Consider the following 12,736-nt stretch of genomic DNA (forward strand, 5'->3'; position numbering starts at 1 on the left):
CTGAGCAAACAAAACGCCCGGTCTAAACCGGGCGTTTTCGTTAGCGCCATACCCTGCACCACGTACGGCGTGTCACCACATCAAATCGTCCGGCACACCGTCGTCACCCACCCCGGCAGCGCCCGGTTCGACCAATAACGCCAATTGCTGCGCATCAATATCGCGCACCTGCTCGGCGATTTCCCGGCTGACCAGCATGTAGCGCCCGGCCTGCTGCACCACGCCAAGTTCGCCCGCAGTCAACGCTGCCAACTGGGCGGTATCGACATGCATACGGCGGATCTTTCCGCCGTACTCAAAATGACGAACCTGATCGGCATCCGCCTTGTTCAGAGCATTGCCGAGCAACAACTGATGAATCTTCTGCTTGCGCTCGCGTTTGATTCGCGCCAGCTCGGCGGCCTCTTGCTCTGCGCGCTTACGCTCGCCAGCTTCGGTCTGGGCACGGATCGCATAGGCCTTGGCCAGGTCGATCTCGTCCTGGCTTTTGCGTGGAGCGTGGTCCTTATTAGGCGGTCGGGCACCCTGCGACTTGCCGTTGCCGCCCTGAGGTTTGCTGCCTTTGTATGGCGGCTTGCCTCCTTGATGCGGCGGGCGTTTTTGCTCGGTGACCTGTTTGACGATACCGCTTTTTAGCAGTTGATCGCGCAGGGATTCGGCCATGGTCGGAACTCGTTAGCGTTAAATAGTAGCGTTGAACAAAGATCAATAATGTGGAGGCGGCGGCTCATTATGCGGGTCGTCCCCGTGAGACAAACGCATCGACGAAAGCTCGTTTCGCAAATCGTGAATCAAACGCTCCAACATGGCGATACGCTGTGATTGATCGGCATCGGCGTTAGCCAAGGCACTCACCGTATCGTCGATGAAAGTGAGCCGCACTTCCAGCTCGGTCAGACGTTGATCCAATGACAGCTCGGACACGATCAAGCCCTCAAACTGCGGCCACGGCCGATGCCGTAGTACGCCAGACCGGCCTCTTCCACCTGAGCCGGGTCGTACAGATTGCGTCCATCGAAAATAGCCGGGGTGGCCAGGGCGGCGCGGATACGGTTGAAATCGGGACTGCGGAACGCTTTCCACTCGGTGACGATCGCCAGCACATCCGCGCCTTCCAGCGCCTGATAGGCGCTATCGCACAACTGCAAATTTGGCTGTCCTGCATAAAGGCGCCGGGTTTCTTCGGCGGCCTGCGGATCAAAAGCACGTACCTTGGCCCCCGCCTCCCATAGTGCCGCCATCAGATAACGGCTGGAGGCCTCACGCATATCGTCGGTGTTCGGCTTGAACGCCAACCCCCATAGCGCCACGGTCTTACCGGCAAGATGGCCGTCAAGGTGACGCGAGATAAGCTCGAACAATTTGCTTTTTTGATCGTGATTGACCGACTCAACCGCATTGAGCAAACGCGCGTTGTAGCCCACATCACGTGCCGTACGCTCCAGCGCCTGCACGTCCTTGGGGAAACAGGAGCCACCGTAACCCGCGCCTGGATAAATAAAGTGGTAGCCGATACGTGGGTCGGAACCGATACCTTGCCGCACCAGCTCCACATCGGCGCCTACCCGCTCGGCGATGTTGGCAATCTCATTCATAAAGCTGATCTTGGTCGCCAGCATGGCGTTTGCCGCGTACTTGGTCAGCTCAGCCGAACGCTCATCCATCACCACGGTGCGTTCATGGTTACGATTGAACGGTGCGTATAGCTTGCGCAACATACCCACTGCTCGCTCACTCGAGCTACCGATGATGATCCGATCCGGACGCAGGCAATCCTCGACCGCATCACCTTCTTTCAAAAACTCGGGGTTCGACACGACGTCGAATTCAACCGTTGCGCTTCGCGCCGCCAGCTCGGCCGCCACGGCATTCCTTACGCGATCGGCGGTCCCTACCGGCACGGTGGATTTGTTCACCACCACGGCGTAGCAGTCCAGGTGCTGGCCAATGCTTTTGGCTACACCGAGCACATACTGCAAATCAGCACTGCCATCCTCATCAGGTGGCGTACCAACGGCAATGAAAATGATTTGCCCATGAGCAATGGCGGGCAATGGATCCGTAGTGAAATCGAGCTGACCGCTAGCGTGATTTCGCTTGACGATCGCCTCCAGCCCCGGCTCGTAGATCGGGATTTCGCCTCGTTTCAAGCGCTCGATCTTCGCCTGGTCGATATCGACACAGACCACGTGATTGCCCATTTCAGCCATGCACGCACCAGTAACCAGCCCCACATAGCCGGTGCCGAAAACGGTGATATTCATCATCGAGGAGAATGTCTCATGAGCAAGAACCGGGGATTTTAGCAGGCGACGCCGGCAAGCATCGCGCTTGTATGTGTCGCTTGCAAAACAAACGGGGCGCGAATCGCTTCGCGCCCCGTCGCTATACCTATACAGTGAAGCTGACCAGCGTTAAGCCGAATGGGCTTACTTGCCGGCGCCTGCAGCACCAGCCTGGTCGCCGCCAGCTGGCGTCGGGCCGGTCTTGACCAAGGTCACGTCGAAAATGATCGTCGCATTCGGCGGAAAGCCGTTCTGCGGCTGGGCACCGTAAGCAATATTCGACGGGATGACCAACTTGTAGTGGCCGCCGGTCTGCATCAACTGCAGGCCTTCACGGAAACCCGGGATCACGCCAGCGAGCGGGATCGAAGCCGGACCACCACCTTCGTGCTTGGCCGAATTGTCGAACTCTTCGCCATTGACGAAGCTACCGACGTAGTTGATCTGGACCGTGTCGTTCGGACCCGGACGTGCGCCGGTGCCCTGGCTGATCACCTGGTACTGCAGGCCCGAAGCCGTGGTCTTCACGCCCGCTGCGGACTTGTTCTTGGCCAGGTAAGCGTCGCCTTCGCTCTTGTTCTTGCTGGAGACCTGGGTGTACTCAGCCTTGGCCTTGGCCTGCAGCTGGGACACGAAAGCTTCTTTCGTCGACTTGTATTCGGCTTCGCTCATGGTCGGCTTTTGGCCGGAGAGAGCAGACTGCACTGCCTTGCCAACGATGGCCGGATCCACTTCGTCGCGCACGATCGGCGGCAACGAGCTGGCCAAATCCCAACCAACGACATAGCTGGCTTTGTTCTTGTCAACCGTGCCTGCAGCAGCAGCGCCACCGGCCTTGGCAGCCTGAGCGTGCACGCCAACAGTCATACCCAGCGCCACAGCCAATGCGGCCGCCGTTAGCGTGGGACGCAGAAAATGCTTCATGTGAAACTCCCTCATATTGAATGTCCCGGTGCCACCGGACGGGCCTCCCCGATGGAGGCAGCACGCGCATTGTGCGGCGCCTTTCCTGTCTTAGCAACGAGCAAGCGCTTCGACATGAACTCATATCAAAGGTTCGTGACGAAATCGAGAATCGCTGATTTTTACGATTGGCCCGTGAAAATCAATACGGACCATCCGGATGCTCGACCTTGTCCAGGGTGTCCCGCAACGCAGCCTGCAGCCGCGCGTGAACCTGCACCAGCACTCGCCATAGCAGCCATGTCAGCACCAGGCCAATCATCACCAACACGACCGCAACCTCTCTGGGCGGCAGGATGGTTGAGGCCAAAGCCGCCACCAGCAGCCCGAGCACGGCCATCGCCGCCAACGGAATAATCCGTGCCAAAACGCCACGAATACGAACGTTATGTGAACCGCCGATGTGCCCAGGTATGCTTAATTCGGCCAATAACATGCCCAGGGCGGCCGCTTTGCGATACGCCGCCACGATCATCGGCAGCGAAAAAAGTGCAGCGAGCGACCAGGCTACGCTTCGCGCAACCAGTGGATAACCATCCAGGACATCCCAGCGGAAAAAACCGCGGCGATACACGTAGGCCATGATGAGAAAGACCGCCACCACCAGCATCATGTTGACGATGACATGCCAAACCAGGCGACGGATCATCTTCATCACCACCGCCCCCTGCCCTTTGAAGCTGATGCTGCCCATCCAGTCGGTATAGGCCGCAAACGTGCCGGTAAGACCACTGGGCAGGCGCCGAGCGAGCATTTCGGCCAGTGGATCGGCCGAGCGGATCAAGTACGGGGTAAGAAAGGTGGTGATCGCCGACACCGCCACGGCCACCGGATAGAGAAAGCCGCTGGTCACTTTCAGGCTCAGGCCCAGCGAGGCGATGACGAATGAAAACTCACCGATCTGCGCCAGCCCCATGCCCACCCGCAACGAGGTACGCCCGTCATTTCCGGCGACGAAAATGCCGAAACTGCAGGTCACTATTTTGCCCAGCACCACCGCGATGGTTACCACGGTAATCGGCCACGCGTACTGCAGCAGCACGCCAGGATCGATCAGCATGCCGATGGACACAAAGAACACTGCGCTGAACATATCGCGCAGCGGGCCAATGATTCGCTCGATACGTTTGACACTCCCCGACTCACCAACGATCGCGCCAATCATGAAGGCGCCCAGCGCAATGCTGTAGCCCATTTCGGTGACAAGCAGGCAGAAGCCAAAACACAAACCGAGCACGGCAACCAGCAGCACGTCATCACGACTGACCCGAGCGATGTAGTCAACCACCCGCGGCACCAGCAGCAGCCCGACCACCATCGACACGGCCATGAACAGCGCCAGCCGGCCAATCACCTTCATCGCCTCGCCAGCCTCTAGATCGCCGGTGCTGGCAATACCGGTCAACAAAGCCATCAAGACGATGGCCAGTACATCCTCGATGATCAAAATACCGAACATCACCTGCGCGAAGCGCTCGCGCTTGAGATTCAAATCACTCAAGGCCTTGAGAATGATGGTGGTCGAGGAAATTGACAGCATGGCGCCCAGAAACAAGGCATCCATCGATTTCCAGCCGAAGAAGCGGCCGATTTCGTAGCCAATCCATAACATCAACACGATTTCGCAGATGGCGGCCACGAGTGCCGCACCACCCACTTCGCGCAATTTTTTCAGGCTGAATTCCAGGCCTAGCGCGAACAGCAGCAAGATCATGCCCAGTTCGGACAAGGTGCGAATAGTCATTTCGTTATGGATGAACACCACCGGCAGGGTGTAAGGCCCCACCAACACGCCAGCGATGATGTAGCCCAACACGACCGGCTGTCGCAGGCGCTGAAAAATGACCGTGGTCAAACCAGCCACCAGCATGACCGTGGCAAGGTCCTGGATAAATTGCAGCTCGTGCATAAGGCATTCCAACGGGGAGCATCGCAAGACTAACAGCCACTTACGCACCAACGCAGACATTCAACGCAGCAAAGAGTCACCGATCAGCATCGCGCCCCGACACTTTTTTGAAAATTTTTTGTCACGAACGCTTGACGGAATCGCGATCCCCTCTTATTCTTTCGGACTTCCAGCAGGCGGGGCCATAGCTCAGCTGGGAGAGCGCCTGCATGGCATGCAGGAGGTCGGCGGTTCGATCCCGCCTGGCTCCACCAACAAAATACGTCCCCATCGTCTAGAGGCCTAGGACATTACCCTTTCACGGTAGCGACCGGGGTTCGAATCCCCGTGGGGACGCCAACACTGCAGCCAAGGCAACGCGGCCATAGTATTGGAAGATTCGAGAAGCTGGAAAAAAATGTGGAGCGGTAGTTCAGTCGGTTAGAATGCTGGCCTGTCACGCCGGAGGTCGCGGGTTCGAGTCCCGTCCGCTCCGCCACTAACGGAAAGCCCGCCTAGCGCGGGTTTTTTGTTGCCTGTTATTTAGCAGCGCTCAAGCCATTTAATCAACGCTGCACAAGAAAACCGAGGCTCCCAAAGCCGTCGTTACAGCGAAGGATCTTGCTCACGCTCCAGCGTGCCGATGGAATGCCCCTGCTCGGCCAGGTATTCCAACCAGCGCGAGAGGAACCCGTTCATGCGCAAGCGATGCTGAAACACAGTGTGCGCTGGCGGGAATGGACCCAGCACTTGCCATAAATGACGCCCGGGATGGCAATGCAAGGCCTCCGCAACATGGGCGTCGGTGTACATCCGCAACTGCGCCGAGGGCGATGGCTGCCCAGTCTGCGCATCGACAAAGTCGTAGGTCAGCTCAAGTTCCAGCGTATACGGATGACGCTCCTGCACCTGCAGACGCACATTGAGGCCATCATCCACCACCGAACGATAGCACCCAGGACTCAGCGTCTGTGGCGCAAACAGTTTCGCGAGACGGTGATAATTCTCTGCATACAGCCCCATCAAAAAGCCAAAGCGACTGGGCAGTAAGGCGTTACGGTTGTCCAGTACAGCGCTCATAGATCGCAAAGATTCCTCGCGGCAATCAAACCTAATGAATCAGAACATGGTCCGCTCGATACCGAAGCGGTCAAAGATCTTGCTGGCAATCTCCTCGATCGACACATGCATTAACTTCTCAGCCTGCTCCAACTCCCACCGGCACTGCTGCAAGGTCGCATAACGACTATTGGCCCGCCGCTGCTCGCGAATCTGCGCCAACCGCTGCGGATCAATGGTGAGCCCGAACAAACGATCCTTGTAGGGACGCAAACGTGCCGGCAACTCCAACTTATCGAGATCGTCATCGGTCAGCGGGTAATTGGCGGCGCTTACTCCGTAATGCAAGGCCATATACAAACAGGTCGGGGTTTTCCCCGAACGGGATACGCCAATCAGGATCAGGTCCGCCTTGGCATAGTCCACATCAATGCCATCATCATGCGACAGGGCGTAATTGGTGGCATTGATGCGCGCCTCATACTTGGCAAAATCGACCAAACCATGGGAACGATTCACCGCACCGGAGTGCTTGGTGCCCAACTCGTCTTCCAGCGGGCCAATGAACGGTGCAAACACATCGAGCATCAGCGCCCCACTGCCCGCAACGATCTCGCATAACGAACGATCTGCCATGGTATTGACCACGATCGGGCGGTCACCGCTCTGGGCGTAGCGCGTCTTGATGCGCAAAGCGGCCGCCTCAGCCTTCTTCGCATCATCAATAAAGGGCAAGCGGTGCTTGTCGAACTCGACCCCCTCAAACTGGGCCAGGATGCTATTGCCAATCGTCTCCGCCGTAATACCAGTGGAGTCAGAGATAAAGAAAACGGTTCGCGGCATAGATCGTCCATCAAGGCAGTGGCGGCTTCTGCGGCACCTTAGCGCAAGCGCACAGACCTGTCTTTGCTTGACTCTCGCCTGACTGGTATGCAGTTGGCGTGGCCCTTATCTGCAATGGTCTTCTTGTGCCGCGCACCATTGGCAGCGGACAATACCAGTCCTTTGCGGCTCGCCCTGCTTGCCCGCCACTCATCCGCACACCCTGAGAGCTCCTGAGGAGACACCCTTGAACGAACTGGTGCTTTGGCTCGACACGCTTCGCATGACTGACCTGGGCAAGGTCGGCGGTAAAAATGCGTCGCTTGGCGAGATGATTGGCAACCTGGCAAAGCTTGGCGTCTCGGTTCCTGGTGGCTTTGCCACCACCGCCGATGCGTTTCAGCAATACCTGGATAAAAGCGGCGTGGCCAAGCGCATTCAAGCCCGCCTTGCCGATCTCAACGTAGACGACGTCGAAGCACTGACCGCGGCCGGCAAGGAGATCCGTGAATGGGTCACCGAAACGCCCCTGCCGACGGAACTCGACAACGCCATCCGTGACGCTTACATCAAGCTGTGCAAGGACGCCGGCGCCGAAAACATCGCCGTTGCGGTGCGATCGTCGGCCACCGCCGAAGACTTGCCCGATGCCTCTTTTGCCGGCCAGCAAGAGACCTTTCTCAATGTCGTGGGCATTGAGGATGTACTGCACAAGGTGAAGGAGGTTTTCGCCTCGCTGTACAACGATCGCGCCATCGCCTATCGCGTACACCAAGGCTTCAAGCACGAAGACGTCTTTCTGTCCGCCGGCGTACAACTGATGGTGCGTTCCGACATCGGCGCGTCCGGGGTGCTGTTTACCCTGGATACCGAGTCGGGCTTTCGCGATGTGGTGTTCGTCACCGGCAGCTACGGCCTTGGCGAAATGGTCGTGCAGGGCGCCGTCAATCCTGACGAGTTCTACGTCTTCAAACCCACCCTTAAGCAAGGAAAACCGGCCGTCCTACGCCGCCAGCTGGGGGCCAAGCAGCTGCGCATGATTTATTCCAGCGCACCGGGCGAGCGCGTCAAGATCGAAGACACCCCGGTCGAACTGCGCAACCGCTTCTGCATCACCGACACCGACGTCGAAGAGCTTTCGCGCCAGGCGCTGATCATCGAACAGCACTACGGTCGCCCCATGGACATCGAGTGGGCAAAGGATGGCAACACCGGCAAGCTTTACATCGTGCAGGCCCGCCCCGAGACGGTGAAGTCACGCGCACACACGACTCAGCTCGAGCGCTTCCACTTGCTCGAGCGCGGCAAGGTGCTGGCCGAAGGCCGGGCTATCGGGCAGAAAATCGGCGCCGGCAAAGCACGCGTCGTGCGCACCCTGGCGGATATGGCCAAGGTTCAACCGGGTGACGTGCTGATCGCTGACATGACCGATCCCGATTGGGAGCCGGTGATGAAGCGCGCCGCGGCCATCGTCACGAATCGCGGCGGCCGCACCTGCCACGCCGCCATCATTGCGCGCGAGCTGGGCGTTCCGGCGGTGGTCGGCACAGGCAATGCGCTGAGCCTGATTCCCGATGGCGCCGACGTCACCGTGTCCTGCGCGGAAGGCGACACCGGCAGCATTTACGAAGGACAACTCAAGTTCGATCGCGTAACCGCCGATCTGGGCGATATGCCCGAAGCGCCGCTGAAAATCATGATGAACGTGGCCAATCCGGAACGCGCATTCGATTTCGGCATGCTGCCGAACGCCGGCATCGGCCTGGCCCGCCTGGAAATGATCATCGCCAGCCACATCGGCGTGCATCCCAAGGCGCTGCTGGAATATGCCAAGCAAGACGCCGAAACCAAGGCCAAGATCGATGAGCGCAGGGCTGGCTATGCCGATCCGGTGAGCTTTTATATCGATCGTCTCGCCGAAGGCGTCGCCACCATCGCCGCCTCGGTCTATCCGAAAACGGTGATCGTGCGCCTGTCGGACTTCAAATCGAACGAGTACGCCAATCTGGTCGGCGGCGCTCGTTATGAGCCACATGAAGAAAACCCGATGATCGGCTATCGCGGCGCCAGCCGTTATGTCGACGCCGGCTTCGCCGAGGCTTTTGCACTGGAATGCAAAGCCGTGAAGAAAGTGCGCGAAAGCATGGGCCTGGACAATGTCTGGGTGATGATCCCGTTTGTGCGCACGCTGGGCGAAGGTCACAAGGTGATCGACGTGCTGGCCAAGAATGGTCTTAAGCAAGGTGCCAGCGCGCAAGGTGAGCAAGCACTGAAGATCATCATGATGTGCGAAGTGCCCTCCAACGCCCTGCTAGCGGCCGAGTTCCTGGAGATCTTCGATGGCTTCTCCATCGGCTCCAACGACCTTACCCAGCTCACCCTGGGCCTGGATCGCGATTCCAGCATCGTTGCCAGCTTGTTCGACGAGCGCGATCCCGCGGTGAAAAAGCTGTTGTCCATGGCCATTCAAACCGCCCGTGAAAAAGGCAAATACGTGGGTATCTGCGGCCAGGGGCCGTCAGATCATCCCGATCTGGCGGAATGGCTCATGGATCAAGGCATCGAATCGGTCTCGCTGAACCCGGACACCGTCGTCGATACCTGGTTGCGGCTGGCCAAGAAAAAAGCCGGCTGAATAGCCAGTTAAGCAAAACCCAACGGGGCGGTGGCAACACCGCCCCGCTGTTTTTGAAAGCCCCTTAAAGAACACCTAGCGACCAGCGGTATCACAAACCTGTTGCTCGTGGCGCCGAGCCCGCTCTATCGAACCAGGCAGCGCAAGCGTACTGTTGGCAGCCGGATCATCCAGCTCTGGATAACGGGGTACTTCATGCGCGCCATCACTGCATTTCTGGCAAGAAATAAAGGGTTTTTCACGTTTATGCTTTGCATGATCGTGTTTCGTAGCGCAGTAGCCGACTGGAACGTGGTTCCAACCGGCTCGATGCAACCGACCATTCGCATCGGTGACCGCATCTTCGTAGATAAAGCAGCCTACGACGTCCGCCTCCCCTTCACCCATGTGTCGTTGCTGCACCTGGCCGATCCGCAGCGTGGCGACATTGTCGTGCTGGACTCGGCAGCCGCGCACGAACGCCTGGTAAAGCGCGTTATCGGGTTGCCCGGGGACCAAGTGGCCATGCGGGACAACCGGCTCTATATCAATGGGCAACGCGCCGAATACACCGACACCACCGAGACAGGTATCCATGATGACCAGCTAGGCGCCGCCCGCTATGTCATCGAAAACTATGGTGCCATGCGTCACCGGGTGCGCCTGTCGCTGGATCGCCCCAGCCCGGCACGCAGCTTCGGCCCCATCAAAGTGCCCGAAGCACAGTATCTGATGCTTGGCGACAATCGCGACAACAGTGAAGATTCACGCTATCTGGGCTTTTTTCCACGCCGGGAAATTATCGGCCGTACGCGATATGTCGCGGTCTCCCTCGACCCCGAAAACCACTATTTACCGCGAGCGCACCGGTTTGGAGCTCCATTGGATTCGGCCCATTAGCGACAAGCCAGCCCATGGCGCTGCGGATCCAGGCGGATCTGCACTGGACAGTTGTCAGAATAACTTTTGCCGCGTATTATTTCCGGCTCGCGCGGACCACCGTGTGTACCCCTTTGGAGAGGTGGCAGAGTGGTCGAATGTACCTGACTCGAAATCAGGCGTACGTGTAAGCGTACCGTGGGTTCGAATCCCACCCTCTCCGCCAAATACAAAGCCCTGCAGTTATGCGGGGCTTTTGTATTTCTGGCATTCTGCGCGCATACGTTTTTCTGGCATCTCATGATCGAGTTCGGACACGGAACACATGTCGGCTTGCGCCGTATGCGCAACGAGGACACCTACTACGCCGACGCAGCGCTCGGCCTCTTCATGGTCGCCGATGGCATGGGCGGCCACCAACACGGCGAAGTGGCCTCTGCCCTGGTACGTGACGCCATTGCCGACCTGGTCATCCGCGGACACAGCCTGGTCGAAGCTGTGCGCGGCGCAGATGAGCGACTGATTCAACAGGCCCGTCTCCAGCAAGATCGGATTGGCAATCACATGCTGCCCATGGGCACCACCATTGCTGCCCTGCGGCTCGATGCGAACAGCTATGAAGTGGCCTGGGTGGGCGACAGCCGGGTATACCTATGGCAAGACGGACTGCGCCAAATCAGTCACGACCATTCCCTGGTGCAAGAACTGGTTACGGCCGGCACGCTGGCCCCCACACAGGCCGCCAGGCACCCGCAACGTAACGTGATCACCCAGGCCCTGGGCATTACCGCCACCGCGCAATTGCATATCGGCATGGCCCGTGGTCGTTTGCAGCCAGGCATGTGTTTTTTATTGTGCAGTGACGGACTTACCGAAGAGGTCGGCGACAACGCGATTTCCCGGATCGTCGAGCGCCGGGATCTCGCTGCGCAGGAATGCGTCGATCACCTGCTGCTGGCCGCGCTGGATGGTGGCGGTAGCGACAATATCACGGCGATTCTCGCTCGCGTCGACTAACCCACCCAGCCGCTGCAAGCGGCAGGGTGCTAATGCTGACGACGCCAGATGCTGCCACCACCCGAACTCTTATCCAGCGCATCCAGGCGCCGCTCGTGAGCCGCTAGCTCGTCGCCAACGGCGCGACGCACCTGCGGCCGGCGGTCAAGCACTAGCGGGATGGCAATCGTCGTCGTGCTCTGCTCGGCGGCACCTTCAAAACCCAGATCCAGCCCGACCTGGCCGGACGTCATCGACAGATAGACTTCGGCAAGCAGCTGCGCGTCGATCAAGCCGCCGTGCAAATCACGCGCCGAATTGTCCACGCCCAGGCGCTTACATAACGCATCCAGGCTATTGCGCTGCCCGGGATAACGCTCGCGTGCCATCACCAGGGTATCGAGCACCGGGCAACGATCGCTGATGCGGCCATATTGCTCGCCCGCGCGAGCCAGCTCGGCGTCGAGAAAGCCGACGTCGAACTTGGCGTTGTGAATGATCAGCTCGGCGCCATCGATAAAGGCGAGAAATTCATCGACCACATCAATGAAATGCGGTTTATCGAGCAAAAACTCGTCTTCGATACCGGTGACCTGCCTGGCGCCTTCGTCAATTGCGCGATCCGGATTGAGATAAGTCTGATAGTGACGCCCACTTGGCCGTCGCTCGATCATCTCGACGCAGGCGATTTCGATCAGCCGATGGCCCTGACGAACTTCCAAGCCGGTGGTTTCGGTATCTAGAACGACCTGCCTCACGCTACACCTCGTAGAGCCTGATCCCGGAACTGTTCGGCCTGTTCGCGCGCGGCCTGATCGACGCGCTCATTCTCGGCGTGGCCGTTATGTCCGCGCACCCAATGCCATTGCACCTGATGCCCGGCAACCGCGGCCGACAAACGTTGCCATAAGTCCTGATTCTTCACCGGCTTTTTATCTGCGGTAAGCCAGCCGTTGAGACGCCATTTGGGCACCCATTGCTCAATACCTTGCATCACGTATTTAGAATCGGTAGTGAGCGAAACCTTGCACGGCCGCGTCAATGCCTCTAACGCCGCAATCGCCGCCATGAGCTCCATACGGTTATTGGTGCTATCGGGCTCGCCACCGGCGAGCATCCGTTCACTGTCCTTGGCCCGCAACAACGCAGCCCAGCCACCCGGCCCCGGATTGCCCAGGCAAGCGCCATCGGTAAAAGCTTGTACATCAATCATCGCTACTCGCACTTCAA

General features: G+C 58.7%; 12 protein-coding genes and 4 tRNA genes. 7 read left to right on the forward strand and 9 right to left on the reverse strand.

Annotated features, from left to right (window positions below; genetic code table 11):
* Positions 1-72: 72 nt before the first annotated feature.
* The 5 genes from OUZ52_RS02500 to OUZ52_RS02520 form a co-directional block, all read right to left on the reverse strand.
* A complete protein-coding gene (locus OUZ52_RS02500) occupies positions 73-663 on the reverse strand; it encodes a DUF2058 domain-containing protein (protein WP_266156728.1) in 591 nt (196 codons plus the stop codon).
* A gap of 42 nt (positions 664-705) precedes the next feature.
* Positions 706-930 (reverse strand): SlyX family protein, encoded by a 225-nt coding sequence (locus tag OUZ52_RS02505; protein ID WP_425493770.1) that lies wholly within the window; start codon positions 928-930, stop codon positions 706-708.
* On the reverse strand, positions 927-2,264 hold the full coding sequence (locus OUZ52_RS02510; protein WP_266156796.1) for a UDP-glucose dehydrogenase family protein: 1,338 nt from the start codon (positions 2,262-2,264) through the stop codon (positions 927-929). Before OUZ52_RS02510 ends, OUZ52_RS02505 begins: the two co-directional genes overlap by 4 nt.
* Before the next feature lie 165 nt (positions 2,265-2,429).
* Positions 2,430-3,209 (reverse strand): FKBP-type peptidyl-prolyl cis-trans isomerase, encoded by a 780-nt coding sequence (locus tag OUZ52_RS02515; RefSeq protein WP_266156729.1) that lies wholly within the window; start codon positions 3,207-3,209, stop codon positions 2,430-2,432.
* A 181-nt stretch (positions 3,210-3,390) separates the two neighbouring features.
* Entirely contained in the window at positions 3,391-5,157 is a 1,767-nt protein-coding gene (locus tag OUZ52_RS02520; protein WP_266156730.1) for a cation:proton antiporter, read from the reverse strand.
* 178 nt (positions 5,158-5,335) lie between these two features.
* Between OUZ52_RS02520 and OUZ52_RS02525 the strand changes: the two genes are divergently transcribed.
* From OUZ52_RS02525 to OUZ52_RS02535, 3 genes are all read left to right on the forward strand, one after another.
* A tRNA-Ala gene (locus tag OUZ52_RS02525) sits at positions 5,336-5,411 on the forward strand.
* 9 nt (positions 5,412-5,420) lie between these two features.
* Positions 5,421-5,496 (forward strand) — tRNA-Glu (locus OUZ52_RS02530).
* A 62-nt stretch (positions 5,497-5,558) separates the two neighbouring features.
* Positions 5,559-5,635: transfer RNA gene (locus OUZ52_RS02535), tRNA-Asp, on the forward strand.
* 107 nt (positions 5,636-5,742) lie between these two features.
* Here OUZ52_RS02535 and OUZ52_RS02540 read toward each other — a convergent pair.
* Positions 5,743-6,216 carry a DUF1249 domain-containing protein gene (locus OUZ52_RS02540; protein ID WP_266156731.1) on the reverse strand — a complete coding sequence of 158 codons (474 nt, stop codon included), beginning with the start codon at positions 6,214-6,216 and terminating at the stop codon, positions 5,743-5,745.
* Between the two features lie 39 nt (positions 6,217-6,255).
* Positions 6,256-7,038: a posphoenolpyruvate synthetase regulatory kinase/phosphorylase PpsR gene (gene ppsR, locus OUZ52_RS02545; protein WP_266156732.1), complete on the reverse strand. Its 783-nt coding sequence runs from the start codon at positions 7,036-7,038 to the stop codon at positions 6,256-6,258.
* A gap of 226 nt (positions 7,039-7,264) precedes the next feature.
* Between ppsR and ppsA the strand changes: the two genes are divergently transcribed.
* The 4 genes from ppsA to OUZ52_RS02565 all read left to right on the forward strand — a co-directional run bounded on the left by ppsA (position 7,265) and on the right by OUZ52_RS02565 (position 11,527).
* Entirely contained in the window at positions 7,265-9,652 is a 2,388-nt protein-coding gene (ppsA, locus tag OUZ52_RS02550) for a phosphoenolpyruvate synthase (protein WP_266156733.1), read from the forward strand.
* Between the two features lie 195 nt (positions 9,653-9,847).
* A complete protein-coding gene (gene lepB, locus OUZ52_RS02555; protein ID WP_266156734.1) occupies positions 9,848-10,531 on the forward strand; it encodes a signal peptidase I in 684 nt (227 codons plus the stop codon).
* 115 nt (positions 10,532-10,646) lie between these two features.
* A tRNA-Ser gene (locus tag OUZ52_RS02560) sits at positions 10,647-10,736 on the forward strand.
* A gap of 74 nt (positions 10,737-10,810) precedes the next feature.
* On the forward strand, positions 10,811-11,527 hold the full coding sequence (locus tag OUZ52_RS02565) for a PP2C family protein-serine/threonine phosphatase (protein WP_266156735.1): 717 nt from the start codon (positions 10,811-10,813) through the stop codon (positions 11,525-11,527).
* 29 nt (positions 11,528-11,556) lie between these two features.
* Here OUZ52_RS02565 and dnaQ read toward each other — a convergent pair whose 3' ends face one another.
* Together dnaQ and rnhA are read right to left on the reverse strand one after the other, a co-directional pair.
* Entirely contained in the window at positions 11,557-12,264 is a 708-nt protein-coding gene (gene dnaQ, locus OUZ52_RS02570) for a DNA polymerase III subunit epsilon (protein WP_266156736.1), read from the reverse strand.
* Positions 12,261-12,719: a ribonuclease HI gene (gene rnhA, locus OUZ52_RS02575; RefSeq protein ID WP_266156737.1), complete on the reverse strand. Its 459-nt coding sequence runs from the start codon at positions 12,717-12,719 to the stop codon at positions 12,261-12,263. The genes dnaQ and rnhA overlap by 4 nt, the downstream gene beginning before the upstream one ends.
* Positions 12,720-12,736 lie beyond the last annotated feature (17 nt).

The organism is Dyella silvatica (assembly GCF_026283955.1).
GTDB lineage: Bacteria > Pseudomonadota > Gammaproteobacteria > Xanthomonadales > Rhodanobacteraceae > Dyella_C > Dyella_C silvatica.

Coding starts and splice junctions, on each gene's coding strand:
- OUZ52_RS02500 (WP_266156728.1), bottom strand. CDS start 663: ATGGCCGAATCCCTGCGCGATCAACTGCTAAAAAGCGGTATCGTCAAA.
- OUZ52_RS02510 (WP_266156796.1), bottom strand. CDS start 2,264: ATGAATATCACCGTTTTCGGCACCGGCTATGTGGGGCTGGTTACTGGT.
- OUZ52_RS02515 (WP_266156729.1), bottom strand. CDS start 3,209: ATGAAGCATTTTCTGCGTCCCACGCTAACGGCGGCCGCATTGGCTGTG.
- OUZ52_RS02520 (WP_266156730.1), bottom strand. CDS start 5,157: ATGCACGAGCTGCAATTTATCCAGGACCTTGCCACGGTCATGCTGGTG.
- OUZ52_RS02540 (WP_266156731.1), bottom strand. CDS start 6,216: ATGAGCGCTGTACTGGACAACCGTAACGCCTTACTGCCCAGTCGCTTT.
- ppsR (WP_266156732.1), bottom strand. CDS start 7,038: ATGCCGCGAACCGTTTTCTTTATCTCTGACTCCACTGGTATTACGGCG.
- lepB (WP_266156734.1), top strand. CDS start 9,848: ATGCGCGCCATCACTGCATTTCTGGCAAGAAATAAAGGGTTTTTCACG.
- OUZ52_RS02565 (WP_266156735.1), top strand. CDS start 10,811: ATGATCGAGTTCGGACACGGAACACATGTCGGCTTGCGCCGTATGCGC.
- rnhA (WP_266156737.1), bottom strand. CDS start 12,719: ATGATTGATGTACAAGCTTTTACCGATGGCGCTTGCCTGGGCAATCCG.